The sequence below is a fragment of the Corynebacterium sp. HMSC04H06 genome (assembly GCF_001815935.1).
Lineage (GTDB): Bacteria > Actinomycetota > Actinomycetes > Mycobacteriales > Mycobacteriaceae > Corynebacterium.
This window is the reverse complement of sequence record NZ_KV823416.1, coordinates 55216-81633: the sequence shown is the minus strand read 5'-3', so window position 1 is coordinate 81633 and position 26418 is coordinate 55216. Positions and strand designations below refer to the sequence as shown.

Genomic DNA, 26418 nt, shown 5'->3' with positions numbered 1-26418 from the left:
CAGCATCGCCCCGGCGGCCGCCAGCAGGGCGGCGGACAAGGCCGGGGCCGGCAGCGTCGTCCAACGCACCGCCGCGAACGCCGCTATCCCTGCCAGCAGGGCCGGCCATCCCACCAGAGCGAGCCCGCCCGCGGCCAGTACTAGGCACAGTGCCCGGGGCGGGGCTGGGAAGGAGCGCGGCACGTGCTCGCCGCGCCGGCGCCAGCAGGCCACCGCGCAAGCGATAACCGTCAGCAGCCCCAGCGCCCCGCCGCCGAGAAGGCCGGCCTGGTAGGCGCCGGTCGACGCGAAGGTCATGTGGAAGGTGCCGCTCGCGCCCGCCGGAATGACAAAAGCCTGGGTGGCCGCGTCTACCTGCCGGGCCTGCAGCGGGGCATCGTCCAGCCAGCCGTTGAGCCCGGCGTTGTACGCGCGCCCGGTAATCAGCAGGCGCTCGTGGTCTGCCGGCGCGATAGCCTCCCCGGTCGGTTCAAGGGGAGTGCGCGGCAGATCGCCCAGCTGGACCCAGGCCGCCGCGGTTTCCAGCCGGTGCGTGCCGGCCGGCAGCCGCACCGTCTCACCCGTTCGGTAGTCGCGGCCGTCGATGCGCACCGCCGGCGTCTCGGCGTCTTCGTCGGCGTCTGCGTCGGCGTCGGATCCAGCACCTGCGCGCAGGGGAAGCTCCATGTCCCGCGGCGCGGTGAAGTCCCGGATGATAGTACCCGTGTCCACGGTCAGTCGCTGGAAGAAGAAGGCCTCCACGTTGGGTGAGGTATCCGGTACCGTCACGACGCGTTCGATGGGGTGGCCGGCGACCTCGGCGGCGGTGATGCCGACGCGTTCGTGCGGCGTGATGCGCACCGCGGTGCTGTCGCCGCCGGGCACGCGCACCGTGGTCTCCTCACCGGCGCTAAGCTCTACCTCGACGGAGGCGGAGCCGGACGAGACGGTCGCGCGGGCGTCGTCGGTGGCGGTGAGCCTGAGCACCGGGGAGGCGAAAACCTCGCCCTGCGGGGCCTGGAGCTCCAGCCAGCCGGTCTGTCCCGGGGCCGGCCACCAGGCGGTATCCTCCTGCCCGTCCACCGCGGCGGTGACGGAACGGGCGGGGTCGGCGCCGCCGAAGGAGTCGGCATCGGCGGCCGAGGACTCCGCGACCACGCGGCCGCCGTGTTCTTCGACCGCTACCGCCCGGCCCGCCGAGGGGTAGTCGCGCAGCCGGTTGTGGACCCGGGACCTATCGCCTTCGACTAACGGCGCGGAGACCGGGCCGTCTAACGTGCCGTAGTTGCGGTCGACCAGCAGTGGCGTATCGGTCGCGATGCCGGCGTCCGCGTCGACGAGCTCGCGCGCGCCGGGCGCATCCACCATGTCCAGCAGGGCGAGGACTTCGCCGCCGCCGGCCACGCGCACGGGGGCGCCGTTAGCCATTTGCAGGCCCTGCTGCGGAACGAGCAGCACCACGTCCACCTCGCCGAAGGTGTGGACCGTGCCCGGCAGGTCTTCCGCGCGAACCGAGTTATCCCCGCCCGCCGGCTCATCCAGATCGTGGCGCAGCAGCACCGCGCCGATGCCCAGGCGCTGCAGGGCCTTCGCGCCCGTCGCCGCGTCGTGTTCTAGGGCCGCGGTAATCCCGTCCAAGCCGCGGATGGCCTCCGGCGGGATAAGTGGAATGGCGTCGCGGACGGCCCAGGGGACATCCAGCAGCGGCTGCGCCGGCTCGTCGCGGGTCCAGCCCCAGTCTTGCCGGGCAAAGGACGCGGGTGGGTAGATGAGCGTGCGGGTGCCGGCGGCGTGTTCGTTGAGGAACTCGGCGGCCTCTTCCCAGTACTGTGGCACCTCCTCGTAGGCCCCGCGCGGCAGCAGGCGCCCGGACAGGGCCGGGAACGCGCTGGCCGCCACCACTACGGCCAGCAGCAGCCCAGCGGTCTGCCGCCGGTCGGGACGCAAGGTCCGCGGCCAGCCGAGGCGCGCTCCCAGCTGCGCCAGGCCGAGCACCAGCGGCAGGCGCACCAGCGGATCGAATTTGTGCAGGTTGCGCAGCGCGGCCAGCGGCCCGTCGAGCAGCTCCCGGTAAGCCGGCAGGCTGGTGCCCAGCACCGCGACGCCCACTATCAGCAGCACCGACCACGTCCGCGGCAGGCGGCACAGGCCCACCAGGCCGGCGGCGGCCACGGCCACGGTCGCCAGGACGAAGATGGGCTCGTCCACCAGCAGCACGCCGGCGGTGCGCTCGGTGTCGACGAAGGGAGACCAGCTGGTCGTCCCACGCAGGATCTCGGCCAGGTTGAGCCAGCGCGTGGTGACAAACGCCGACTCGATGAATTCCGTGAAGGGCGCCGCAAAGCGCCCGAGCACCAGCAGCGGGACGATCCACCAGGCGCTGACCAGCGCGCAGCCGGCCAGCCAAGCACCGAAGAAGCGCCAGCGCCGCTGGCAGAGCAAGACTACCGCCGCCGGGATGCAGGCGGCCAGGGTGGCGGTAGCATTGACCGCGCCCATCAGCGCGACCGGGATGACCGCGGCAGCCCATTGCCAACGCGCCGACTGCGGGGCGAGGCAGGCCACCAGGACCCAGGGGGCCAGCATGACCGGCCAGGTCTCCGAGGAGATCGTGGTTAGCGTGGTCAGCGTGCGCGGGGAAAGCGCGTAGGCCAGCGCCGCGATAAAGGACCACCCCGGGCCCGCGTCGGTGGCGCGCCGGGCCAGCAGGAAGGCCCCGGAAAAGCCCACGCCGGTTACCAGCAGCCACCACAGGCGCAGCGCCACCCACTCCGGCAGGGGATCGGTGGCTAGGAAGAAGAGCCCGTGTGGGAAGAGGTAACCGTAGGCCTGGTTTTGTAGCTGGCCCAGGGTAAACGCATCCGTCCAGGGGGTCAGCGCGCCCCGCAGGAAACCCGCCGGGTTGACCAGTAGGTCGTGCTTGGTGTCGGCCGCGACCTGGGTGTTGTGCCCGAACTGCAGGACAAAGACTACGATCGCCAAAAGCCCCCACCCGGCGAGGTGGGGGCGAAGTTTAGGGGACAGCCGGGGCACGCCTACTGGCGGGAGCCGTACTCAGGCCCGCCCAGCACGGCGTCATCGGCCGGCACCGCGTGGCCGGAAGGCACCGTATCAGCGTCGCTGAACTGGGCGATCCCCACGATGGTGACCACGCCGAGCACCAGGCCGACCACGGCGCTGCCGACGGCCGGGCCCAGCGTGCGCTTTGTCAAAGAGTCGGATTCTACTGCCATGGGACCAAATCCTAGCAACTACTCGAAGTATTCCGGGTCATCTTCTTCGTCTTCGTCGTTTTCCGGCGGGACGATAAAGACCGGGATGCCGGCGTTGCGCACGATCTGGTCGGCGGTGGAGTTAGTCCACCAGGAGCGGAAGCCGGTCAGCGCGCGGGTGCCGGTGACGATTACGTCCACGTCCAGCTCCTGCGCGGCATCCACGATGGCGGAGGCGATAGTCGTGGCGGATTCGACGAGGTGGGCGCGTCCCGCCAGGCCGAGCCCCTCGGCCACCTCGACGCCGCGGCGGCAGATAGCCAGCGCTTCCTCGTAGGCCGGGTCTTCCTCGGTGGTCTCCGGGGAGACCGTCGACTGGTGCAGGCCGGTGCGGCTAACCGCACGGGCGGCCTGGCGGGCGGCCGGCTCCCAGGCGGTGAGGATCTCCACCGTGCTGGGACGCAGCAGCTGAGCGGCTTGCTGCATGGCGCGGGCGGCGCGTTCCGAGCCGTCGAACGCAATTAACATGGTTTGGCCGTTACTCATGCCCGCCATCTTAGTAGGCATTCGGGCGTGTTGTGGCTGACTAATGGCAGACTATAGGCCATGATTCCGTTTCCCCGGCCCGCGCAGTGGCGTCGTCGCCTGCCCGCTGCCACCCGCATCAGTGCCCCGCTTGTGCGGGTCGCGCTGGTTGCCGTGGGAGCCGTCGTGGCCGGTGGTGGCGCGCTCAGCGCCTGCTCGTCGGACGAGGCGGAGCAGGCAGCGCCTTCGGCTGGTGTGGCCAGCAGCGAAACTAAAACGAGTTCTTCGGCCCCGCAGACGAGCTCTTCCACGACCGCGGCGGAACCGGCACCAGCGGTGCAGCTGCCCGCTACCCGGCGCGAGCAGCTCGCCTCGTTGCTGATGCCGGGCGTGGTCAACTACGACGACGCGCTGGCGAAACTCAAGGCCGGGGCCGGCGGTATCTTCATCACCAGCTGGGCGGACCCGGAGTTGTTGCAGACCCCGGGGCGGGATATCCACGCCCTGCGAGCGGCGGTCGGTCGCGACTTTGATGTCTCCATCGATTTTGAGGGAGGACGGGTCCAGCGTTTCTCGGAAATCCTGGGGGATTTCCCCACCCCGCGGGACATGGCCGCCGGCGGCACCGCCGAGGCCGAGCGCCAGGGCTTCGCGGTAGGCCAGACCCTGTCCGCCCACGGTATTACCGTGGACTTCGCACCGGTTATCGACGTCGACGGCGGTGGCCTGAACGTGGTGGGCGACCGTTCCTTCTCCCATGACCCAGCCGCGGCGGGTGAGCTCGGCGCCGCTTTTGCCCGGGGCCTGCACAACGCCGGGGTGCGGCCGGTGTTCAAGCACTACCCGGGGCACGGCCGCGCTAGCGGGGACACGCACCAGGGAATGGCGACCACCCCGCCGTTGGACCAGCTGGTGGGCTACGATCTGGTGCCCTTCGACGTCGCGCTGCCCCAATCGCCGGGCACCGGGGTCATGGTGGGGCACCTGGTGGTGCCGGGGCTGGGCGACGGGGTCACCCCGGCTAGCCTCAACAACCACGCCTACGGGCTGCTGCGCGAGCACGCCGGTTTCCGCGGCCTGACCTATACCGATGATCTCACCGGTATGAAGGCGATTACGGACCAGATGTCCCCGGAGGAAGCCGTCACCGCCTCCCTGGCCGCCGGCGCAGACCAGGCGCTATGGTCAACCGCCGTGGACTTCCAGAGCGTCCTAAACCACCTGGAAGCGGCCGTGGATGCCGGCCAACTTACGCCCGAGCGGGTGGCCGAATCCGCCCTGCGCGTGGCCGAATCTCATACGGAACCCGAGCCCGCCCCAGGCGCGGATCCCGGAACGGCTCCACGCGCGGAGTAGCCTCCGAGGACGCTACATGTGTCACCCCCGGTGTCCCCTTGCCCGCCCGGCGCGGTTGCCTTGATAATACTTTAGGCCTCCTGACTAGGAATTAGGGCCGGTAAACCGTTACTGTAGTGCGTGTGAGTAAAGCGAACGGAAAACGCGGAGTGAGGGGTTGGGCCATTGCCCTGGGCATCTTGGTCGGCCTTTTCGTCATCGCGGGCGTTGCCTACGCCATGGATGTCGTGGCGAACCAAGGCAAGACGCCCCGGGCCGTCTCCGTCGGTGGAGTAGATATTTCCAACATGGAACGCCGCGACGCCGTGGCGAAACTGGAGGACGAGCTCGGGGACGTGGAAAACCAACCCGTGACGGTCACCGCCGGGGAAAAGACCACGGAGTTCATCCCCCACGAGGCCGGCCTGCAGATGGACTTCAAGAGGGCCGTGGACGGCATCGAGGATGCTTCCCTGAACCCGTTCGCCCGCGTCTACAGCTTCTTCGCGCCTCAGCGCGAATACGACGTCGACACCGAGGTCGACGAGGCCGCGTTCCAGCCCACCGTCGATCGTCTCACTGAGGATCTGACCATCCAGCCCAAGGACGGTGCGATCAATCTCGCTGGCGGCAAGGTCAACGTCACCGACGCCGTGACCGGCCAGTCCGTCGATCGCGAGGAGCTGGCCACGGAGGTCTCCGAAGGCTGGGTTGACCCCGAGGGCGTCGAGGTCGACGCGGAGGAAACCGAGCCTGCCGTTACTCAGGACGAGGTGGAAAAGATGGCCGAGGGGGACGCCGCCGATGCCGTGGCCGGTGATCTCGTCACCCGCGGCCGCGACGACGTCGAGTCCCGCATCACCCCGGCCGAGGTCGAGCAGTTCGTCACGGTTGAGCCGCATGACGGCAAGCTGGAGCTGAAGATCAACAACGAGCGCGCCCAGGAGATGATAGGCGAAGCCCTCAAGCCTTCGGTCCAGGTCAAGCAGAACGCCTCCATCTCTTTTTCCGGCGGTTCCAAACAGGTCACCCCGCACCGCGACGGCGTGGTCATCGACTGGGACAAGACCATGGACGGCTTTGACGAGCGCGTCAAAGACAACAAGGACCGCGAGTGGGACGCCGAGTACCGCGACGAGCCCGCCACGTTCACCACCGAGCAGGCGGAAAACGCCAGCTTCGACGACGTCGTCGGGGAGTTCACCACCGGCGGCTTCTCCGGCGCGTCGGGGCAAAACATCAAGCGCGTGGCCGACCAGGTCAACGGTGCCTTCCTGGCCCCGGGCGAGACCTTCTCGCTCAACGGCTACACCGGCCCGCGCGGCACCGCGCAGGGCTATGTCGAGTCCGGCATCATCATCGACGGCCGCGCGGGCGAGGCCGTCGGCGGCGGTATCTCCCAGTTTGCCACCACCTTGTACAATGCCGCCTACTTCGCGGGCATGGAAGATACCGCCCACACCCCGCACTCCTACTACATCTCGCGCTACCCGGCCGGCCGCGAGGCCACCGTGTACGAGGGAGCTATCGACCTGCAGTTCACCAACAACTCCGAGCACCCAGTGATGATTTCGACTAGCTACAGCAACAGCGAAATCACCGTGCAGCTCAAGGGCACCAAGACCGTCGAGGTCGAATCCATCAACAACGGCCGCTGGGCCCAGACCCAGCCGCAGCCCAAGCAGGTCGATGCCGATGATTGCTCGCCGTCGTCAGGCGCGCCGGGCTTTACCACCTCGGACACGCGCGTCATCCGTAACCTGAGCGGCCAGGAGATCTCCCGGGAAACCACCACCACGGTCTACGACCCGCAGCCGATCGTCACCTGCAGCTAGACAAACGGCAACCCAGATCTAACCCAGACCCAAGGGGCGCGTATGAAAAAGGCGGGGCACCGAGTGGTGCCCCGCCTTCATGCGTGGAGCCGGCGACGAGAATCGAACTCGCGCTCTCAGCTTGGGAAGCTGATGTTCTACCATTAAACTACGCCGGCAGAGCTGAAATGTGCGCCCATTGCTGGGCATACATCAAGCGCTGGGAAACACTCTACACCCTCGCTGACCCCGGGTGAAAACCGGGTCGCCTACCTGCTAGTAGACTCGGACACGTGCTTTTATCAGATCGAGATATCCGGGCCGCCATCGAGGATGAATCGCTGCAGATCGAGCCCTTCGATGCCAACCTTATCCAGCCCTCGTCCGTGGACGTGTGCCTGGATAAGTACTTTCGCGTGTTCAACAACTCCCGGTACACCCATATTGATCCGAAAGAAGAGATGCCGGATCTGACCAGCCTGGTCGAGGTGGCCGACGGCGACGCCTTCGTGTTGCACCCGGGCGAGTTCGTCCTAGGTGCCACACTGGAGAAGTTCACGTTGCCGCCGCACCTAGCCGGCCGCCTGGAGGGTAAGTCTTCCTTGGGGCGGTTGGGATTGCTCACGCACTCCACTGCGGGGTTTATTGACCCCGGCTTTTCCGGGCACATCACCCTGGAGTTGTCGAACACGGCGAACCTGCCGATCGTCCTGTGGCCGAACATGAAGGTCGGCCAGCTGGCGATCTTCAAGATGACCTCGCCGGCGCAGGATCCCTATGGCAGCGGGGCGCTGGGCTCGAAGTACCAGGGCCAGCGCGGGCCGACCCCGTCGAAGTCCTACCTGAACTTTCGCTAAGGTTTTAGGATCCGGCACCCAGATTTAATCCTCTGTTCAACTCGGGCGCTTAAGATAACCGCTTATGCGCATGACTGTGATTGGCACCGGATACCTGGGTGCGACGCACGCCGCTTGCATGGCCGAACTCGGCCACGAGGTTCTCGGCGTGGACGTGGACCAAGCAAAGATTGACTCCCTGGCAGCGGGCAAGGTTCCTTTCTACGAGCCGGGCCTGTCGGAGGTACTCGAACGCAACTTAGGCAGCGGGACACTCAGCTTTAGCACGGATTACGCCGCGGCCGCCGAATTCGCCGACGTCCACTTTTTGGGTGTGGGCACCCCGCAGCGCCACGGTTCCTACGCGGCGGATATGACCTATGTCCGCGCGGTCATCGAAAAGCTGGTCCCGTTGCTCAAAGGCCAGCACCTCATCCTGGGCAAGTCCACCGTGCCGGTGGGCACGGCGGCGGAACTGCAGCAGATGGCTAACGAGCTGGCCCCGGAAGGCACCGAGGTGGAAATCGCGTGGAACCCGGAGTTCCTGCGCGAGGGCTACGCAGTCAAAGACACCATCACCCCGGACCGCATTGTCATCGGCTGTCGGGAGGGGGAGTCCCGTGCGGAGGAGGTGGCCCGCCAGATTTACGCCGAGCCGCTGCGCCAGGACACTCCCTTCATCGTGACGGACCTGCAGACCGCCGAGCTGGTTAAGGTCTCGGCGAACGCGTTTTTGGCCACCAAGATCTCGTTCATCAACGCTGTGTCGGAGATCTGTGAGATCGCCGGCGCTGACGTCGTGGCTCTGGCGGATGCCATCGGGCTGGACGAGCGCATCGGCCGCAAGTTCTTGGGCGCCGGGCTGGGCTTCGGTGGCGGCTGCCTGCCGAAGGATATCCGCGCGTTCATGGCGCGGGCGGGCGAGCTCGGCGCGGACCAGGCCCTGACCTTCCTGCGCGAGGTCGACGCCATCAACATGCGCCGCCGTGACCGCGTGGTGGATCTGGCCAAGGAGTCTTTTGCCGGCTCCCTGCTGGGTCACCGCGTGACGGTGCTGGGCTGCTCCTTCAAGCCGAACTCGGACGATGTACGCGACTCGCCGGCCCTATCCGTGGCCGGCTCGCTGTCCCTGGCGGGCGCGGCGGTGACCGTGTACGACCCGGAGGGCATGGACAACGCCCGGAAGGTCTTCCCGACGTTGGACTACGCCCCCGACGTGGACACGGCTCTGAGCGGTACCGAGCTGGTCATCCTGGCCACGGAGTGGAAGCAGTTCCGCGAGCTCGACCCGGTAGTCGCCGGCAGGTTGGTCGCCCGCCAGCACATCATCGACGGGCGCAACGTGCTTAATGTGCGTGAATGGCAGGCGGCCGGTTGGGATCTCGTGGCCCTGGGTCGGAGTGTGTAAACGCCGCAATCAGCGTCGTGACCGGCACGGCGCTGACCAGGGAGAGCGCGCCCACCCCGGAACGCAGTAGCTCGGTGGCGATGACGTCGCTGCTCAAGACCTGGCCGGCGGAGGCATCGGCCGCGGAGATGAGCAGTAACAGCGGCAGCGCGGCACCCGTATACGACAGCACGATGGTGTAGACCATGGACGCGATGTGGTCGCGCCCGACCTTCATGGCGGAGATAAACAGCCGCCGCCGCGGCATCTCAGGGTCGATAGCGGCCAGCTCGTGGACGGTGGAGGCCTGCCCGATGGAGACGTCGTTGAGCCCGCCGAGTGCGCCGACAATGAACCCGGCCAGCAGCACGCCGACCACGGACAGCTGCGGTAGATAGAGCAGCAGTTTGAGGTTGTCCTCGGAGGACAAGCCCTGCAGGTGGGACGTCCGGATGGCGATGATGGCCACCACCGTGGCCACGGCCAGGGCGACCAGGCTGCCGGCCAGCGCCGAGGCGGATTTGAAGTTCCAGCCGTGGACTAGGGGGATGGCCACGACCAGGATGGCCGCGCAGGCGACGATCGTGACGGGGACGATAGACTGGCCGGCGGTGATGGCCGGCAGGAGGAAGAAAAAGACGATGGCCAGGCTAAAAGCCAGGCCGATGAGCGAGCGCAGTCCGTGCCACGCGGCGAAGATGAGGATGGCGGCGACGACGACTAGGCCCCAAGCCCACAGGGCGGAGCTGCGCTCGTAGTCGGCGAAGGCGTAGTGGGCCTGCCCGTCGGCGGGATTTTCCGACAGGGTCATGGTGATGTGGTCACCAACCTCAAGTACCGGCTCGCCGGCCACGCCGTAGTGCACCAGCTGGGTCATCTTCCCTGCATCCGGCCCGTCTTCCAGGTCCACCAGGGCGCGGCGGCAAGAATCATCGTGGGCCCCGGCGGCCTCCGCGGCGGTGGTGCGCGGCGAGGTATCAAAGGCCGTGCCGGTGGCCGGGGAAGCGCAGGCGTTGGAATCAACCTGGGTGACGGTGCCGGTCACCCGCGGCTGGTTCAGCGAATACGCGCGGTCGAAGTCCTCGCTCGTGTCCGGGCCGGAGCTCGGCCAGAGCCAGACGAGCCCCACGGCGGTGGCGGCTACTACCAGCCCCAGCACGCCTACGAGGAGGCGCTGCCACGGGTTTAGAGCGGCCGGCTTTACTGAGTGTCGTGCCATAGCCACTAATAGTAAATGTTTTCAATTTCGTTCGCGCACAAAGCAGCCCCGGCAGCGAAGAAAATCACTCCGGGGCTGGGCCTGGCGTGCTTACCGCGGCTACCGCGGACGGGCGCGCGTCCGGCGGCTACTGGCGGTAGCTGGCCAGGAAGTTGCCCAGGCGCTCGATGGCGCTGTCCAGCTGAGAGGCCCACGGCAGGGTGACCACGCGGAAGTGGTCCGGGTTCGGCCAGTTGAAGCCGGTACCCTGCACCATGAGGATCTTCTCCGCGCGCAGGATGTCCAGCATCAGCTTGGAGTCGTCGTGGATCTCGTAGACGTTCGGGTCCAGCCGCGGGAAAGCATAAAGGGCGCCCATCGGCTTCACGCAGCTGACGCCGGGGATTTCATTGAGTTTTTCGTAGGCGATGTTGCGCTGCTTGAGCAGGCGGCCGCCCGTGCCGGTCAGTTCGTAGATGGACTGGCGCCCGCCGAGCGCGACCTGGATGGCGTGCTGGGCCGGGACGTTGGGGCACAGGCGGGTGCCGGCGAGCAACTCCAAACCCTCGATGAAGCCGGAGGCGTGGTTCTTCGGGCCGGTGAGCACCATCCAGCCGGCGCGGTAGCCGGCCACGCGGTAGGCCTTCGACAGGCCGTTATAGGTAATGCACAGCAGGTCCGGTGCCAGGGAGGCGATGGAGGTGTGCTTCGCGCCGTCGTAGAGGATGCGGTCGTAGATTTCGTCGGCCAGGATGAGCAGGTTGTGCTCGCGGGCGATGTCCACGATCTGCTGCAGCGTCTGCCGGGAGTAGACCGCGCCCGTCGGGTTGTTCGGGTTGATGACCACGATGGCCTTGGTTTTCTCCGTCACCTTGGACTTGATGTCCTCGATGGACGGGTTCCAGTCGTCCTCCTCGTCGCATAGGTAGTGCACAGGGGTGCCGCCGGCCAGGGAGGTGGCCGCCGTCCACAGCGGGTAGTCCGGGGCCGGAATGAGGACCTCGTCGCCGTCGTTGAGCAGCGCCTGGGTGGTCATGGAAATCAGCTCAGAGACACCGTTGCCCAGGTAGACATCCCCGACGTCGAAGTGCGGAAAGTCCTCCAGCTCGTAGCGGGTGACGATGGCGCGGCGGGCGGGGATGATGCCCTTGGAAGTGGAATACCCCTGGGAGGTGGGCAGCGCGGCGATCATGTCGCGCATAATGACGTCCGGTGCGTCGAAGCCGAAGACCGCCGGGTTGCCCGTGTTGAGCTTCAAAATGTTGTGGCCGTCGAGCTCCATGCGCTCTGCCTCGGCCGAGACCTCCCCACGGATGTCGTAGGCGACACCCTTGAGTTTGTCGGATTGGTCAAAAATTCGGCGGTTCGGCGTGGTAGTCATGCCGCAATTGTGCCACTTTTTCAACCGCGGTGACGAAATTTGGGCCGGAAAGTGTCCTAATCGCCTTGCTTCTTGGTGCCCTTGGGCTGGCTCCAGTTGTCCACGCGGCGCTTGGCGAAGTCGAGGGCCTGGCCGGTCAGTTCGCCCGCGGTCTGCTTGTTATGGGCCCACATCAGGGCGCGCTGCTCGGCCTGGGTGGCCAGGATTTCCTTGCGCTTTTGGCGCTCGACCTGGCGCGGGCTGGGGGCGTGCCAGGAGCTGGGGCCTACCTTGAGCACATACAGCGCGATCCACAGCACCGGGATGAGCAGGAAGGCGGCGACGGAGGCAGACATCAGCCCCACCGCGGCGCCGACCCCGGCCGCGCCGAAGGCACCGATGAATGTGGAGGTCCCGCCGATGGTCAGCAGCAGGCTGCCGATGAGCCCGGTGGCCAGCTTGGGTTTGCGGCCGGCCTCCCAGGCCCGCTCGACGTCGGCACGGGAGTAGATCTTCGGCTCGGCGATGGGCTGGTCCGGGATGTCGGTGAACAGGGGGACGATGTCGCGGCGGGTGCGTGCGCCCATGACGGAATCGGAGCGTTCCTCGAATTCGTCCACGCTAAGGCGGCCCTCGCCGACGGCCTTGGCCAAAGCGGTCAAGGCGTCGTTGCGTTCGGCATCAGACAGGCGCAGGGAATCGTCGTAGCTCATACCCAAAAGTCTATCCGTTCTTGCCGCCGCAGTCGCCATCCTGTGTGTCACCACCCGCCGCGGTACCCTCTCCAGCTGCGTCGGAACCAACCGTCTCGGACCCCTGCCCGTTGTGGCTGGCCTCGTGGCGTTTGAGGTTCTCGTGCTCGGCGTTGTCGCGGTCGCGCAGTTCGGCCAGGGAGGTCGGCTAGGAATCATGCGCCGGGGTCTGTTCCACGACGCGTGCACGGTAGGTGGAGCGCTTGCCGGTGACCGGGTCCTTTTCCTGGCACAGGCTAGCCAGGATGGGGAAGATGAGCACGGTCAGCGCGCCGCCGGCGATAAAGAGCGAGGATTGCTCGTTGTCCATAATCCCAGAGCTGACCGCGATGGAGGTCACCGCCACGATGATGGGCAGGCCCGTGGCCGCGTAGAAGGTGACCTGGAGGCGCTCGCGGACAGTCTCGATCTCGGAGCCGGTGTGGTGGAGGTTCTCGCGCAAGAAGACCGGCAGGCCGCGGGTAACGAGGATGAGCAGCGGGATGCTCACTACGAGCAGCGGCCGGCTGGTGATGACGTTCCAGTCGATCGACATGCCGGAGACCACGAAGAAGACGGGGATGAGCATGGAATAACACAGCACGTCCAGGCGGTGTTCGAGGCGCTGGTGGAACTCGTTCGGGATGATCTGGTGGAAAATCATGCCCGCGGCGAACGCTCCCAGCACGATGTCGAGCTCGAAGACCGCGGCCACCGCCATCAGCACGGCGAGCACCAGCATGATGAGCCGCAGGATGGTCTGGTTCGTCGAACCGGCGCCCTGTAGAAAGGCGTTGCGCACCAGCGGCATGGCCTTGGCGACCACGCCCGGCACCATTGCCAGGGCCACCGCAATGGCGAAAAAGCCCAGCAGGATAAGCCCGGTCTGCCAGGTAGAACGCGTGGACAGCAGCAGCGCCATCGCCAGGATGGGGCCGACCTCGCCGATGGCGCCGTGGATCATGACCGAACGCCCTACCTGGGTGCCCATCATGCCGTTCTGCTTGAGCATAGGCGTGATGGTGCCCAGCGCCGTTGAGGTCACCGCGATGGCGATGACGATGGCCAGCGGCAGGTTATCGAAGCGGAAGATCACCCACGCGCCCAGCAGGCTCGCCGCCAGGCACATCGCCCACGTGGAGGCCGCCGTGCGGGCTTCCTTGGACTTCAGCGAGCCGATGTTGATTTCGAAGCCGGCCAGTAAGAACAGCGCACCGACGCCAATCTCGCTGAGCATCTCAATGCCCGGGTCCTCGTGCGCCAGATCCAGCACCGACGGGCCAATAAGCATGCCGAAAATCAGTAGCAGCGGCACCGCCGGCAGCCGCCGCCCAGTCATGAAGGAAACCAGGGGCGCGGCCAGCGCAGCGGCCATAATCCATGCGAAGGAGACCAGCGAATTCGTAATTCCTTCGTCACTCGCCGCCAGAATCAGGGCGGCGCCGGAGTCGCTATTAAACACCTGCTATACCTTAGCCGGAACAGGCCTTTTCCCAGAACTCAAGCAGCGTCACGCAGCTCACTCACGATGCCGCAGCCGACGCCCGCCTTAGTCGTCCTGGTCGGAGTCTGACTCAGCGTCCGGTTCGGCATCCGATGCCGAACCAGCAGCCGGGGCCGAAGGAGCAGCGGGCGCTGCGAGTGCGCTAGGAGCACTAGGCGCCTTGGGCGCGCTCGGCGCTGCCGGCGCGGAAGGCGCGGCAGGTGCCTGGGGTGCAGCGGGTGCAGTAGGAGCCTTCGGTGCAGCCGGGGCAGAAGGCACGGCCGGTGCTTCAGGCGCTGCTGGTGCCTTGGGGGCCGAAGGCGCAGAGGGTGCGCTCGGGGCACTAGGTGCGGCAGGTGCCTGGGGAGCTGTGGGTGCAGAAGGAGCCTTCGGCGCAGCCGGGGCTGAAGGTGCGCTGGAAGCTGCGGGCGCGCTAGGTGCTGCTGGAGCAGAAGACGCAGGCGATGCCGGGGCAGCAGGTGGCTTGGGCACAGAAGGCGCGGCCGGCGCAGAAGATGCCTTGGGAGCTGTGGGAGCCGAAGGCGTGGGGCTTGCCGGAGCGGCAGGTGCGCTCGGCACACTTGGTGCAGCGGGAGCGCTAGGAGCAGCCGGCGCGGAAGGATTGCTTGGCGCGGCCGGTGCAGCCGGAGCACTGGGAGCAGCGGCCGGCGCGGTTGGAGCGCTCGGGGCAGTGGGGGCACTGGGTGCTGCGGGCGCGCTAGGTGCTGTCGGGGCCTTGGAAGCAGGTGCCGCTGGGGCTGCCGGCCGTGCTGGCGTGACGGTTTCGGTGTTCGCTGTTTCTGCTGTGTCGGTGGTGTTCTCGGTCGGCTGGGCGGTCTTGCGGGGCAGGCGGATGGGCTCGCCGAGGAAGGCCTTGGGGCGGGCCGGTGGCAGGGTTCCATCGGCATCGGTAGCGATGGAGCTGCGTAGCATCTGGGCGACGTCGGTGACGGGGGTCTTGCCCTCGTTGAGGGTCTTCACACCGCCGGTGAGCATGACGTTGCAGAAGGGGCAGCCGGTGGCGATTTCCTCGGCGCCGGTGGACAGTGCTTGCTCGGTGCGGAACTCGTTGACGCGGGTGCCGAGCTTTTCTTCCATGAACATGCGGGCGCCGCCGGCGCCGCAGCAGAAGGCGGAGTCGCGGTTGGCGTCCATCTCGTTGACCTTGACGCCGGTGGCCTCCAGCAGCTCCCGGGGCGGGTCGTAGACCTTGTTGTGGCGGCCCAGGAAGCACGGGTCGTGGTAGGTAATGGGCTTGCGGTTTTCCGCGGTGCGGGGCACCGGTTTGAGCAGCCCGTCGCGCACCAAGCGGTTGAGTAGCTGCGTGTGGTGGAAGACGTCGAAGTGGCCGTCGAAGTCCGGGTACTCGTTGCGCAGTGTGTTGAAGCAGTGCGGGCAGGTGGTGATGATCTTGCGCTGACCGGCGGGCACGCCGTCGAAGGTCTCGTTGAGGGTGGCGACGTTTTCCTGAGCCAGCATCTGGAACAGGAACTCGTTGCCGGCGCGGCGGGCGGGATCACCCGTGCAGGTCTCCCCGGTGGCGAGCACGCCGAATTTCACGCCGGCGGTGTGCAGCAGATCGACGACGGCGCGGGTGGTGACCTTGGCGGCGTCGTCGTAGGCGCCGGCGCAGCCGACCCAGAACAGGTATTCCAGGTCCGCGAAATCGGTCTCGTCCTCACCGATGATGGGAATCTCAATGCCGTCGGCGCGGGCCTGGTCCACCCAGGTGCGGCGCTCAGAATTGTTGCGGCCCCAGGGGTTGCCTTTGGTCTCCAGGTTCTTGAACAGGCCGGTAAGCTCCGAGGGGAAGTCGGACTCGGCCAGCACCTTGAAGCGGCGCAGATCCGCGACGTGGTCGAGGTGCTCAATGTCGACCGGGCACTGGTCGACGCAGGCGCCGCAGTTGGTGCACGACCACAGAACATCGTCATCGATGACCCCGGCCATGGACAGCACGTCCACGCCCGCGTGCGGGTTGTAGTTATCCACCGCGGCAGAACCGAGGTCCATGACCAGTTTCTTCGGTGACAGCGGCTTGTCGGTATTCCAGGCCGGGCACAGATCCTGGCAGCGCCCGCACTCGGTGCAGGTGCCGGTGTCCAGCAGCAGCTTCCAGCTGCCCGGGGTGAGGTCTTCTTCCAGATCCGGGGTCGGTAGCTTGCCCAGGGCCTTGTCACCATCCGGGTTGCGCTGGAAGAAGATGTTGAAAAACGCCAGGAAGCGGTGCCACATCACGCCCCAGGTGAATTGGCGGGAGATGAACACGATAAACGCCAGGCCGGTCAGCAGCTTGAACAGCGCGAAGGCCTGGATAAGGCCGGTGGAGGCCGGCAGTAGCTGCGACAGCGGGAGGCTGACAAAGTCGGTGGCGCAGCTCCCGCCGCCGTAGGTGGCGATCTTGGAGGCCTTGACCAGCAGCATGCCGAGTCCCTCGGAAAAGACGATGGCCTCGACCAGGTAGGCGCTGGTGGTCTGCGAATTATAAAAGCGGCTGCCGCGCTCAGTATGGCCGAGCTTTAAGCGGACGGCGACGAGGAAGCCGATGCCCAGGACGGTACCGAGCGCCAAAACCTCTTCGAGGAAGTGGTAGACCGGCCAGTCGCTCAGCAGCGGCCAGCCGCCGGCCGGGTTGAAGGCCTGGATATAGGCCTCAAACCAGACCAGGATGCCGAAGAGGAAGCCGAGCATGACCAGCCAGTGCGCGGCGTTGACTAGCGGGCGCCCCTTGAAGTGGGTGTGCCCGAAGACCTCCACCAGCACGCGCCCCAAGCGGCGCAGCGGCTGGTCGAAGCGGTTGAGCTGGGTGGGTCCGCCGGAGCGGATGAAGGTAAACATGCCCCAGGCGCGGTAGCCGAAGTAGGCCCAGACGGGCAACGAGATCAGAACGGCAATCCAGCCGGCTAGCATGGGCGGGCTCCTTCATTGGCTGCGGATAAGTCAGGGGGGAAGTACCTTACCTAGCCTAAAGGGTAGGGCGTGGAATCAAGATTTCATATTCATCCGCCAGTAAGCGCCGCGCTGCGCGAGCAGCTCGGAGTGGCTGCCCTGCTCGACGATGCGCCCGTTGTCCATCACGATGATGACGTCCGCGTCCCGAATGGTAGAAAGCCGGTGCGCGATGATGAACGAGGTGCGGTTGGCGCGCAGCGCGTTCATGGCGTCCTGGACCAGCATCTCGGTGCGGGTGTCGACCGAAGAGGTCGCCTCATCCAGAATGAGCAGGGAGGGCTGGGCCAAAAAGGCGCGGGCAATGGTGATGAGCTGGCGCTCGCCGGCCGAGACCGAGCCGCCGTCCTGGTCGATGACGGTGTCGTAGCCATCCGGCAGTGAGTGCACGAAGCGATCCACGAAGGTGGCCTGGGCGGCCTCAACGACCTCCTCGTCGGTGGCGTCCAGTCGCCCGTAGCGGATGTTGTCGGCGATGGTCCCCTTGAACAGGACCGCGTCCTGGAGCACCATGCCGACCTGGCTGCGCAGCTGCCCGCGGGAGAGTTCGGCGGTGTCCGTATCGTCCAGGAGGATCCGCCCGGAGTCGATGTCGTAGAAGCGCATAATGAGGTTGACCAGCGTGGTCTTGCCCGCCCCGGTGGGGCCGACGATGGCGGCCGTCTGGCCGGGCTCGACGCGCAAGTTGAGCCCCTCGATGAGCGGGCTCTGATCGTCGTAGGAGAAGCTGACGTCGCGGAACTCGACCAGCCCGCGGGCGCGTTGCGGCGTGTGTCCTGCGGCCGGCGTCGGCTCCGGGGACTGCTCGTCGGCGTCCAAGAACTCGAAGACGCGCTCGGCCGAGGCGACGCCGGACTGGATCTGCTGCATCATGCCGCCGAGCTGGCCCAGCGGCTGGTTGAACTCGCGGGAGTACTGGATGAACGCGGTGGCATCGCCCAGCGTCATCTGTCCGTGGGCCACGCGCAGGCCGCCGAGGACGGCGATGGCCACGTACGACAGGTAGGAGACGAACTGCATGACGGGCATCATCATGCCGGACAGGAACTGCGCGGAGGCGCTGGCCTCGTAGAGCGCGGTGTTGCGGTTATCGAATTCCTCCCGCATGGCCTGGGTGCGCCCGAAGATGAGGGACAGCTCCTGGCCGGTAAAGGACTCCTCGACCTGCCCGTTGAGCTGGCCGGTGGAGCGCCACTGGGACACGAACTGGCGCTGCGAGCGGGTGCCAATGACCGCCATGATGACCCCGGTCAGCGGGATAGCTAGCAGCGCGACGAGCGCGAGCTGCCAGGAGACCGTGAACATCATGACGGTAATACCTGTCACGAGCAGTAGGTTGTAGAACAGCTGGGACAGCGCCTGCTGCAGGGCCTGCTGGACGTTGTCCAGGTCGTTGGTGGTGCGCGAGAGGAGGTCGCCGCGCTGGGTGGTGTCGAAGTAGCTCAGCGGCAGCGAGTGGATCTTAGATTCGACGTCCTGGCGCAGCTTGAAGATCGTGTCCATCACCAGGCGGTTGAGCACCAGCCCCTGCCAGAGCTGGAAGCCCGAGGCTACGACGTACATGGCGATGACAATCAGGATGAGCTGGCCGAGCTTGGTGAAGTCGATCCCGCTGCCGGGCACCAGATCCATCGCGGCCGCCATGTCGGCCATCCGGTCGTGGCCGGACTGGCGCAGGCCCTCGACGGCCTGCTCGGCGCTGAGCCCGGCGGGCAGCTGGCGCGAGACGACGCCGGAGAAGATGACGTCCATCGCGCGCCCGAGTACCCGGGGAGCGTAGACGGTGAGGAAGACGCAGCCGACGGTCAAAAGCCCCACGAAGGCGAGCTGCCACTTGTACGGCGCGAGCAGGCCCACCAGCCGGGTGGCCGAGGGCCAGAAGTGCTTGGCCTGGCGGGGCGCGGCCCCGGACCAGTCGTCGCCGGAGACCTGGGACTCGAGGGCCGCCAGCTCTTCGTCGGTGGGCTGGGAAGTGGAAGGAGTATCAGCCATGGTCTAGGCCCTCGCAGTCTCTTGGGATTCGACGATTTCTTGGTACGTCGGGGAGGTGGTGAGCAATTCCTCGTGGGTACCGCGGGCCACGATCCGCCCGGCCTCGAGCACGAGGATCTGGTCCGCGTCCTGGATGGAGGCCACGCGCTGGGCGACGATGATAGTGGTCGCCTCCCGTGTGCGTTCCTGCATGGCCTCGCGCACGCGGGCATCGGTGAGCACGTCCAGGGCGGAGAAGGAATCATCGAAGAGGTAGACCTTAGGGCGGGCGACCAGCATGCGGGCGATGCACAGGCGCTGGCGCTGGCCGCCGGAGACGTTCGTGCCGCCCTGGGCAATTGGCATGTCGAGGTCATCGACGAAGTCGGCCTGGGCGATGCGCAGGGCGTCCCACAGGTCCGCATCGCTAGCTGCCGGGTTGCCCATCCGCAGGTTGCTGGCCACGGTGCCGCTGAACAGGTAGGGCTTCTGCGGGACCATGCTGACGCGCTCGACCAGGGCGGCCCTAGACATCAGCGCGGCGTCCGCGCCGTCGATGAGGACCTGGCCGGACGCCGGCAGGTAGAGCCGCGGGATGAGCGAGAGTAGCGTGGTCTTGCCCGCGCCGGTGGAGCCGATGATCGCGGTCGTGCGGCCGGGCTGCGCGGTGAAGCTGATGTCGCTGAGCACGGGTTCCTCCGCGCCGGCGTAGTTGAAGCTGACCTCGCGCATCTCGATGGTGCAGCCAGTCCCCGCGGCCGGCGGGTCCTGCGGGTTGGCTGGCTCGTCGATGCTGGGCGAGTGGGCCAGCACCTGGGTGATGCGCTTGGCGCAGACCATCGCGCGGGGGAATATGACGGCCATGAACGAGCCCATCATGACCGCGGCGAGGATCTGCAGCAGGTATTGCAGGAACGCTGTCAGTGAGCCGACGGCGACGTCGCCGGCCTCGACTCGGTGGCCGCCGAACCACAACACCGCCCCGGTGGCGACGTTGAGAATGACGGTGATGATGGGAAACATCAGCACGAAGAGCTGGCCGATGCGCAGCGACAGCTGGGTCAGCTGCCAGTTGTCCTCGGTAAAGCGCTCGGTCTCGAAGCGCTCGCGCACGAAGGCGCGCACCACGCGGATGCCGGCGATTTGTTCGCGGACCGTGCCGTTTAGCGCGTCCAGCTGCAGCTGCATGCGGCTAAACAGCGGCACCAGCTTGGCGATCAACAGCCCGATGAGCACCAGCAACACGCCCACCGAGACCCAGACCAGCCAGGACAGCCCGGCGTCCTCGCGGATGGCCATGATGACGCCGCCGACGGACATGATGGGCGCGGTGATAATGAAGTTGAGCGCCATCAGGTAGACCATCTGCACCTGCTGGACGTCGTTGGTGGCGCGGGTAATCAGCGTCGGCGTGCCGAAGTGGTGCAGGTCCTCGGAGGAAAAGCGCGTGACCTTGGCAAAGACCTCCCGGCGCAGGTCCCGGCCCAGCCCCATGGCGGTGCGGGAGCCGAACCAGACCGCGGCGACGGCGGTGAGCACCTGGACCAAGGCCACGGCCAGCATGATGGAGCCGGTGCGCCAGATAAAGGGCACGTCGCCGCGGGATACGCCCTCGTCAATGATGCTGGCGTTCAGCGAGGGCAGATAGAGCGTCGCCGCAGTCGAGGCCGACTGCAGCACGAGCACCGCTATAACGAAGCCAACGTAGGGCTTCGAGCGGCTCATAATAATTCGGATAAGTTCCACGCAGGCAATAGTAACCTAAGGCTGGGACACCCGCCTAGAGCTGCGCACAGTGGTTTGCGTGGGGATCGGGGAAAGCTTGGTGCCTAGAAGCACAGCGGCGCTAGGCCGGCGCGGCTGATGACGGCGTCCCAGTCGGTGGGGGCTGCGGGCTCCGCGGTCGCCGCGGCGGGGTGGAAGCAGCCCTCCCAGGTAGTAATGGCCAGGCCGCGGGCGTGCAGCTCCAAGACCAGCAGATCGGGGTCAGCGTGGTTGCCCAGTGCATGCAGCTCGCGGTGGGTGATGTCGCCGCCGGAGCCGACGCGCACGTTGCCGATCAGCCGCAGGTGCGGCGTGCCGTCGGTGGGCGTGCCTGGGGCTGCGAAGTGACGCAGGAAGCCGAAGGGGGCGGGGCGGGAGGAGATGAGGTCGACACACATGCCGGCCCCGATGAGTCGTTCCGTGGCGGAAAGCGCGGCGGGGCCGTCGCCGATGACAGCGACGCGCGAGCCGAGGGCGCTAGGCATGATGACCTCCTTAGTGCAATTCGTCTAGACCGTACTGTCTGTAAATATAGTCCGAGCGGTACAGTATGGGGGCAATTATATTCTGCCCGTTCCCCAAGTACAACGCCCCCGCGGGTGCGCGGAGCTGGAACTTCGGCTGCGCGAATCGGCCGCATTACCTAGAGTAAGGTGCACTGACCCCAAAGGAGCGCACTTAAAATAATGACAACAAACGTGAACCTGCTGGGTGGTGGTAAGAATTATCGCGACGCCAGCCAGAGTCCGGAAGGAACCCGGGACACCGCGCCGCTGTCGCCCGCGGTAGCCGCCGCCAACCAGGAACTGGTGGACCGCTGGGCGGACAAGCTGTACAACGCCAGCGCGGAGGACATCATGGACTTCACCGTGACCCACGCGCCGGGCCGCGTGGCGGTGACCATGTCTATGGAAAACACCGTGCTCGCCGAGCTGGCCCACTGCGCCGGGCTCGACGGGGACCTGCTCTTCATCGACACCGGCTTCCACTTCCCAGAGACCCTGGAGACCGCCGACGCCGTCGAAAAGCGCTACCCGGACCTGCCGCTGCGCCGCATCCGGCCCCTGCTGACCCCGGAGGAGCAGGACGAAGTCTACGGCCCGCGCATGTACTCCTGGGACGTGGCCTCCTACAACCGCATGCGCAAGGTGGAGCCGCTGAACATGGCCATGGATGACTACGTGGGCTGGATTACCGGCCTGCGGCGAGCGGACTCCGAGCACCGCGCGGAAGCCCCGGCGCTCAGCCTGGACCGCACGGGCCGGCTCAAGATTTCGCCGATTATCACCTGGGACCTGGATGACACGGACGCCTACATCCGCGACCACGACCTCATCATCCACCCCCTTACCCTCCAGGGGTACCGCTCCATCGGGTGCGCGCCCCTGACCTTCCCCGTGGCAGAGGGCGACGACGCCCGCTCGGGACGAGTATTCGCTGACGGCAAGACAGAATGCGGGTTACACGAATAATGACTGCACTTTCCCCTCATCTGAAAGATCTAGAAAACGAATCCCTCCACATCCTGCGCGAGGTAGCCGGCCAGTTCGACAAAGTCGGGCTGCTCTTTTCCGGCGGCAAGGACTCCGTGGTGGTCTTCGAGCTGGCGCGCCGGGCCTTCGCCCCGGCCACCGTGCCCTTCGAGCTGCTCCACGTGGACACCGGGCATAACTTCCCGGAGGTCATCGAGTTCCGCGATCGCCTAGTCGAGGAATCCGGCGCTCGCCTGCACGTGGCCAAGGTCCAGGACTGGATCGACCGCGGCGACCTGCAGGAGCGCCCCGACGGCACCCGCAACCCGCTGCAGTCCGTCCCGCTGGTTGAGACCATCGCCGAGCGCGGCTACGACGCCGTGCTGGGCGGGGCGCGCCGCGACGAGGAGCGCGCCCGCGCCAAGGAACGCATCTTCTCCGTGCGCGACTCCTTCGGTGGCTGGGACCCGCGCCGCCAGCGCCCGGAGCTGTGGAACCTCTACAACGGCGCCAAGATGGCCGGGGAGAATATCCGCGTTTTCCCGATCTCTAACTGGACCGAGTCCGACATCTGGGAATACATCGGCGCCCGCGGCCTTAAGCTGCCCGATATCTACTACTCCCACCAGCGCGAGCTGTTCAACCGCAACGGCATGTGGCTGGCCCCCGGCGAGTGGGGCGGGCCGACCGAGGGCGAGGAGCTGGTGACCAAGACCGTGCGCTACCGCACCGTCGGCGACATGTCCTGCACCGGCGCCGTCGAGTCCACCGCCTCCACCCCGGATGAGGTGCTGGCCGAGATTTCCATTTCCACCCTGTCCGAGCGGGGCGCCACCCGCGCAGACGACAAGCTATCCGAGTCTGCCATGGAAGATCGCAAGAAGGAGGGCTATTTCTGATGCCTACCACCCAAAGCCCATCCCCGGTCCAGGGAGTGGATCAGCTCAAAGAGCGCGAGACGCTGCGCCTGTGCACCGCCGGTTCCGTAGACGACGGTAAGTCCACCTTCGTCGGCCGCCTGCTGCACGACACCAAGTCCGTGCTGGCCGATCAGATGGAATCCATGGAGCGCAGCAGCGCCGACCGCGGCTTCGACGGCATGGACCTGTCCCTGCTGGTTGACGGCCTGCGCGCCGAGCGCGAGCAGGGCATCACCATCGACGTGGCCTACCGCTACTTCGCCACAGACAAGCGCACCTTCATCCTGGCGGACACCCCGGGGCACGTGCAGTACACTCGCAACACCGTCACCGGCATGTCGACCTCCCAGGTCGTGGTGCTGCTTATCGATGCCCGCCACGGCGTGGTCGAGCAAACCCGCCGCCACGCCAACGTCGCGGCCCTGCTGGGCGTGCGCCACGTCATCCTGGCCGTCAACAAGATTGACCTGGTGGACTACGGCGAGGCGACCTTCCGCGCCATCGAGGCAGAATTCGGCACCCTGGCCGAACGCTTGGGCTTGACCGACACCCAGGTCGTGCCGATTTCGGCACTCAAGGGCGACAACGTGGTGGAGCCCTCCACCCAGATGGAGTGGTACTCCGGCCCGACCGTCCTGCAGGCGCTCGAGGACGTGCCGGTTACCGGCGGCCGCGCCGAGGACTTGGACTTCCGCTTCCCCATCCAGTACGTCATCCGCGAGCACGCCAGCGACTACCGCGGCTACGCCGGCCGCGTGCAGGCGGGCTCCATCGCCGTCGGCGACACGGTGGCCTTGCCGGAGGGCCGCACCAGCACGGTCACCCACATCGACACCACCGATGGGGAAGTAGAGGCCACCCGCGCCGGCGAATCCGTTGTGCTGCGCCTGGCCGACGACGTGGACCTGGCCCGCGGAGACCTCATCTCCGGTGCGGACCGGCCGGAAGCCACCCGCGAGTTCGCTGCCACCGTCGTCGCGCTGACCGACAAGGACTTAAAGTCCGGCCCGATGGTTCACCTACGCTACGGGACCGCCGTGGTCAAGGCCCGTATCACGCAGGTCGAGCGCATTCTGGACCTGGACGGCGTGGCCGACCAGGAAGACCCGGAGGCGGTCACCCTCAACGAGATCGCGCACGTCGTGCTCCAGACCCCGGTCGAGCTTCCGGTTGAGGACTACGCCGCCCGCGGCGCGGTGGGCAACTTCCTGCTGGTCGACACGAGCACGGGCAACACCCTGGCCGCCGGCTTCGTGGGACGGCGGCTGCGATAGCGCGCTGCGTTGGGGACGGTGTTTCGCCGTCGAAGTGAACCCGCAGGTGATAAGAAACCGAGGGATTCTGCCCGCCAGGACTGAGGCCGGAGCGTCATTGTTGCGGCGAGCCGCGTGTTAAACCCCGGCCGCCGTGCTAAGTCCGCTGGCGTCCAAGTAAGATCTAAAACATGAGATGCATTGCTGATAAACCGCTGTTTGTGGCTGCCGTCGACGCTGAAGCGGCGCACGTTCCTGACGACGCCGCACTGCTGATTACCGGCATTGGGACGCTGCCGGCCGCAATCTCCCTGACCGAGGTTCTGACCGAGGCCCGCCTGCGCGACGAGATGCCCTCCCGGGTGGTCAATATCGGCACCGCCGGCGCCCTGCACGACGGCCTGGCCGGCGTTTTCGAGGTGGACGCGGTGACCAAGCATGATTTCAAACTGGAGGTCCTGTCCGACCTCGGCAAGTACCTGCTACCTGAGCGAATCGAGCTGCCCACCTCCGGGCGCCTGCCGGTGCGCACCCTGGCCACCGGCGACCTTTTCGTCTCCGACACCCAGACCCGCAACCGCCTGGCCCAGGAATCCGCCCTGTGTGACATGGAAGGCTACTCCGTGGCTGCGGTCTGCCAGCGCTTCGACGTTCCCTGCACCCTGCTCAAGCAGGTCTCCGACCCGGCCGACGAGTCCTCCGTGGGTACCTGGGCCGGGGTGCTGGACCGCGGCGCCCGCCAGCTGATGTCAGCAGTCACCGACCTGGGCCTGCTGCCGCGCTAACCTAGACGCTTAGAACACAACAATGCCCGGACCGGTTGTCACCGGCCCGGGCTAAAGCGTGCGCGCAGCTTGGTTAGCGCTGCGGGCTCATGGAGTGGAAGAGCTCAGCGACCTTTTGGCGCGGGGTGGGCTCCTGGCTATCGGAGTCCTTGTCCTTCTGCTTCTCGCCGGTGGAGATGTCCAGCTCGTCCGGGTCGATCTCGCCGGAGCGTAGGCCGGTCATCTCGGCGTAGTAGCGCAGCATGACCGTGATGGTGGCGGCCACCGGCACGGCTAGGAAGGCGCCGATGATGCCCGACAGGGTTGAACCGATGGTCACGGACAGTAGGACCACGGCGGCGTGCAGGCCCATGGCCTTGGACTGCAGCAGCGGCTGTAGGAGGTTGCCCTCCACCTGCTGGACAATGACGATGAGGGCGAGCGCCAGCAGGGCATTGGTTAAGCCATTAGAGACCAGCGCGATGACGACGGCCAGGGCGCCGGCGGTGACCGCACCGATGATCGGGATGAAGCTGGCGAAGAAGGTCACCACGGCGATGACGAAGGCCAGCGGCACCTGCAGGGCCCACAGACCCAGACCGATGAGTGCGGCGTCCACGAAGGCGACGGCGGCCTGGGCCTGGATGAACCCGGCCAGGGTGGACCAGATGCGCGAACCTAGCTCCGTGATGTGCCAGCCGGCTGCCGAGCCGGTGTACTTGCGCAGCCACGGCAGGAACTTGTCGCCGTCCTTGATGATGAAGAACGTCACGAAGAGCATGATGACGAAGGCCACCAGGATGGAGCTGGCCGCGGACACGCCGGTCATCACGCCGGTAGCGATGTTGCTGGCCTGCCCCTTGAGGAAGTTCACGGCGTCGTCCATGACGGACTCGAGCTGCCCGCTATCGACGTTGACGGGGGATTCTTCCACCAAGCGGCCCAGCTCATTGATACCGCTTTCGGCCTGGCTGACCAGCGTGGCGCCCTGGTTGGAGACCACCGGGGCCATGGCGGAGAAGATGCCGACGAAGATGAGCAAGAACGCCAGCAGAGTGGTCACCGCGGCGAGGGCGCGCGGGAATTTGTGATGGCGCAGCCAGGCCGTGATGGGAAAGAGCACGGTGCTGACCAAAATGGCCAGGATGACCGGCAGGAGCCCGACCCAGATAAACCGCAGGAGGTAGCCGATGACGGCCACGCCCGCGATGACAGCGATGAGCTGCAGGGAGGTGCGCGCGGCGGACTTCAGATCCGCGCTCAGTACCTGGGCCTTCTTGTCTGGGTCGCCGGGCGTATCCCGCGCGGTTTCCCGGCCCAGGCCGTGGTCGTCCTGGCTGACCAGGGTGGTGGTCTGGTCCTTCCTCGCGTCTTGTTGAGCGGTTTCCTTGGCCGGTTGGGCGTCCGCCTGGCCGGAGGCGGACGCCTGCCCGCTGCTTATATCGTCATGCTGGCTATCCATAGG

General features: G+C 66.7%; 20 protein-coding genes and 1 tRNA gene. 8 read left to right on the top strand and 13 right to left on the bottom strand.

Features of this window, described 5'->3' with window-relative positions; translation table 11 throughout:
- The 3 genes from HMPREF3067_RS03940 to HMPREF3067_RS03930 all read right to left on the bottom strand — a co-directional run.
- The coding region (locus HMPREF3067_RS03940) for an alpha-(1->3)-arabinofuranosyltransferase domain-containing protein (protein ID WP_070768426.1) at positions 1–2961 on the bottom strand (2961 nt) is incomplete at its 3' end.
- Positions 2962–3014: 53 nt separating this feature from the next.
- Positions 3015–3212, bottom strand: coding sequence for a DUF2613 domain-containing protein (locus HMPREF3067_RS03935; protein WP_070768425.1), 198 nt, complete (start codon positions 3210–3212; stop codon positions 3015–3017).
- An 18-nt stretch (positions 3213–3230) separates the two neighbouring features.
- Complete coding sequence (locus tag HMPREF3067_RS03930; RefSeq protein ID WP_070768434.1) at positions 3231–3737, bottom strand: universal stress protein; 507 nt, start codon at positions 3735–3737, stop codon at positions 3231–3233.
- Positions 3738–3797: 60 nt separating this feature from the next.
- Between HMPREF3067_RS03930 and HMPREF3067_RS03925 the strand changes: the two genes are divergently transcribed.
- Together HMPREF3067_RS03925 and HMPREF3067_RS03920 are read left to right on the top strand one after the other, a co-directional pair.
- A complete protein-coding gene (locus tag HMPREF3067_RS03925; RefSeq protein ID WP_083319121.1) occupies positions 3798–5072 on the top strand; it encodes a glycoside hydrolase family 3 N-terminal domain-containing protein in 1275 nt (424 codons plus the stop codon).
- Positions 5073–5194: 122 nt separating this feature from the next.
- Entirely contained in the window at positions 5195–6886 is a 1692-nt protein-coding gene (locus HMPREF3067_RS03920) for a VanW family protein (protein ID WP_210400081.1), read from the top strand.
- Positions 6887–6970: 84 nt separating this feature from the next.
- On the opposite strand, the gene HMPREF3067_RS03915 is transcribed toward HMPREF3067_RS03920, so the two are convergent.
- A tRNA-Gly gene (locus HMPREF3067_RS03915) sits at positions 6971–7044 on the bottom strand.
- 114 nt (positions 7045–7158) lie between these two features.
- Between HMPREF3067_RS03915 and dcd the strand changes: the two genes are divergently transcribed.
- Both dcd and HMPREF3067_RS03905 read left to right on the top strand, forming a co-directional pair.
- Entirely contained in the window at positions 7159–7722 is a 564-nt protein-coding gene (gene dcd, locus HMPREF3067_RS03910) for a dCTP deaminase (RefSeq protein ID WP_070768424.1), read from the top strand.
- Positions 7723–7792: 70 nt separating this feature from the next.
- Positions 7793–9109 (top strand): UDP-glucose dehydrogenase family protein, encoded by a 1317-nt coding sequence (locus tag HMPREF3067_RS03905; RefSeq protein ID WP_210400083.1) that lies wholly within the window; start codon positions 7793–7795, stop codon positions 9107–9109.
- On the opposite strand, the gene HMPREF3067_RS03900 is transcribed toward HMPREF3067_RS03905, so the two are convergent.
- The 8 genes from HMPREF3067_RS03900 to HMPREF3067_RS03865 all read right to left on the bottom strand — a co-directional run bounded on the left by HMPREF3067_RS03900 (position 9048) and on the right by HMPREF3067_RS03865 (position 21029).
- Positions 9048–10307 (bottom strand): YibE/F family protein, encoded by a 1260-nt coding sequence (locus tag HMPREF3067_RS03900; RefSeq protein ID WP_070768422.1) that lies wholly within the window; start codon positions 10305–10307, stop codon positions 9048–9050. The genes HMPREF3067_RS03905 and HMPREF3067_RS03900 overlap by 62 nt on opposite strands.
- Positions 10308–10434: 127 nt before the next feature.
- On the bottom strand, positions 10435–11667 hold the full coding sequence (locus tag HMPREF3067_RS03895; protein WP_141759319.1) for a pyridoxal phosphate-dependent aminotransferase: 1233 nt from the start codon (positions 11665–11667) through the stop codon (positions 10435–10437).
- A gap of 56 nt (positions 11668–11723) precedes the next feature.
- The gene (locus HMPREF3067_RS03890; RefSeq protein ID WP_246819231.1) at positions 11724–12359 is read right to left on the bottom strand and encodes a DUF1707 SHOCT-like domain-containing protein; all 636 of its coding nucleotides are present in this window, start codon (positions 12357–12359) and stop codon (positions 11724–11726) included.
- Between the two features lie 187 nt (positions 12360–12546).
- Entirely contained in the window at positions 12547–13839 is a 1293-nt protein-coding gene (locus HMPREF3067_RS03885; protein WP_246819230.1) for a cation:proton antiporter, read from the bottom strand.
- Between the two features lie 87 nt (positions 13840–13926).
- Positions 13927–16770 carry a (Fe-S)-binding protein gene (locus HMPREF3067_RS03880; protein WP_070768420.1) on the bottom strand — a complete coding sequence of 948 codons (2844 nt, stop codon included), beginning with the start codon at positions 16768–16770 and terminating at the stop codon, positions 13927–13929.
- A gap of 75 nt (positions 16771–16845) precedes the next feature.
- Positions 16846–18801, bottom strand: coding sequence for an ABC transporter ATP-binding protein (locus tag HMPREF3067_RS03875; RefSeq protein WP_070768419.1), 1956 nt, complete (start codon positions 18799–18801; stop codon positions 16846–16848).
- Between the two features lie 3 nt (positions 18802–18804).
- Positions 18805–20526 (bottom strand): ABC transporter ATP-binding protein, encoded by a 1722-nt coding sequence (locus HMPREF3067_RS03870; RefSeq protein ID WP_070768418.1) that lies wholly within the window; start codon positions 20524–20526, stop codon positions 18805–18807.
- Between the two features lie 83 nt (positions 20527–20609).
- Complete coding sequence (locus HMPREF3067_RS03865) at positions 20610–21029, bottom strand: hypothetical protein (protein ID WP_070768417.1); 420 nt, start codon at positions 21027–21029, stop codon at positions 20610–20612.
- 201 nt (positions 21030–21230) lie between these two features.
- On the opposite strand from HMPREF3067_RS03865, the gene HMPREF3067_RS03860 reads away from it, so the two are divergent.
- The 4 genes from HMPREF3067_RS03860 to HMPREF3067_RS03845 all read left to right on the top strand — a co-directional run bounded on the left by HMPREF3067_RS03860 (position 21231) and on the right by HMPREF3067_RS03845 (position 24974).
- Positions 21231–22016: a phosphoadenylyl-sulfate reductase gene (locus HMPREF3067_RS03860; protein WP_070768416.1), complete on the top strand. Its 786-nt coding sequence runs from the start codon at positions 21231–21233 to the stop codon at positions 22014–22016.
- On the top strand, positions 22016–22915 hold the full coding sequence (gene cysD, locus HMPREF3067_RS03855; RefSeq protein WP_070768415.1) for a sulfate adenylyltransferase subunit CysD: 900 nt from the start codon (positions 22016–22018) through the stop codon (positions 22913–22915). The genes HMPREF3067_RS03860 and cysD overlap by 1 nt, the downstream gene beginning before the upstream one ends.
- On the top strand, positions 22915–24210 hold the full coding sequence (locus HMPREF3067_RS03850) for a sulfate adenylyltransferase subunit 1 (RefSeq protein ID WP_070768414.1): 1296 nt from the start codon (positions 22915–22917) through the stop codon (positions 24208–24210). The genes cysD and HMPREF3067_RS03850 overlap by 1 nt, the downstream gene beginning before the upstream one ends.
- A gap of 170 nt (positions 24211–24380) precedes the next feature.
- Positions 24381–24974, top strand: coding sequence for a nucleosidase (locus HMPREF3067_RS03845; protein ID WP_070768413.1), 594 nt, complete (start codon positions 24381–24383; stop codon positions 24972–24974).
- 73 nt (positions 24975–25047) lie between these two features.
- Here HMPREF3067_RS03845 and HMPREF3067_RS03840 read toward each other — a convergent pair whose 3' ends face one another.
- A complete protein-coding gene (locus HMPREF3067_RS03840) occupies positions 25048–26415 on the bottom strand; it encodes an AI-2E family transporter (protein ID WP_083319120.1) in 1368 nt (455 codons plus the stop codon).
- Positions 26416–26418: the final 3 nt, after the last annotated feature.

Bases quoted from the DNA above. Each gene is read 5' to 3' on its own strand.
- HMPREF3067_RS03935 (WP_070768425.1), bottom strand. From the start codon at position 3,212: ATGGCAGTAGAATCCGACTCTTTGACAAAGCGCACGCTGGGCCCGGCC.
- HMPREF3067_RS03930 (WP_070768434.1), bottom strand. From the start codon at position 3,737: ATGAGTAACGGCCAAACCATGTTAATTGCGTTCGACGGCTCGGAACGC.
- HMPREF3067_RS03925 (WP_083319121.1), top strand. From the start codon at position 3,798: ATGATTCCGTTTCCCCGGCCCGCGCAGTGGCGTCGTCGCCTGCCCGCT.
- HMPREF3067_RS03905 (WP_210400083.1), top strand. From the start codon at position 7,793: ATGACTGTGATTGGCACCGGATACCTGGGTGCGACGCACGCCGCTTGC.
- HMPREF3067_RS03900 (WP_070768422.1), bottom strand. From the start codon at position 10,307: ATGGCACGACACTCAGTAAAGCCGGCCGCTCTAAACCCGTGGCAGCGC.
- HMPREF3067_RS03895 (WP_141759319.1), bottom strand. From the start codon at position 11,667: ATGACTACCACGCCGAACCGCCGAATTTTTGACCAATCCGACAAACTC.
- HMPREF3067_RS03890 (WP_246819231.1), bottom strand. From the start codon at position 12,359: ATGAGCTACGACGATTCCCTGCGCCTGTCTGATGCCGAACGCAACGAC.
- HMPREF3067_RS03880 (WP_070768420.1), bottom strand. From the start codon at position 16,770: ATGCTAGCCGGCTGGATTGCCGTTCTGATCTCGTTGCCCGTCTGGGCC.
- HMPREF3067_RS03875 (WP_070768419.1), bottom strand. From the start codon at position 18,801: ATGGCTGATACTCCTTCCACTTCCCAGCCCACCGACGAAGAGCTGGCG.
- HMPREF3067_RS03865 (WP_070768417.1), bottom strand. From the start codon at position 21,029: ATGCCTAGCGCCCTCGGCTCGCGCGTCGCTGTCATCGGCGACGGCCCC.
- HMPREF3067_RS03860 (WP_070768416.1), top strand. From the start codon at position 21,231: ATGACAACAAACGTGAACCTGCTGGGTGGTGGTAAGAATTATCGCGAC.
- cysD (WP_070768415.1), top strand. From the start codon at position 22,016: ATGACTGCACTTTCCCCTCATCTGAAAGATCTAGAAAACGAATCCCTC.
- HMPREF3067_RS03850 (WP_070768414.1), top strand. From the start codon at position 22,915: ATGCCTACCACCCAAAGCCCATCCCCGGTCCAGGGAGTGGATCAGCTC.
- HMPREF3067_RS03845 (WP_070768413.1), top strand. From the start codon at position 24,381: ATGAGATGCATTGCTGATAAACCGCTGTTTGTGGCTGCCGTCGACGCT.
- HMPREF3067_RS03840 (WP_083319120.1), bottom strand. From the start codon at position 26,415: ATGGATAGCCAGCATGACGATATAAGCAGCGGGCAGGCGTCCGCCTCC.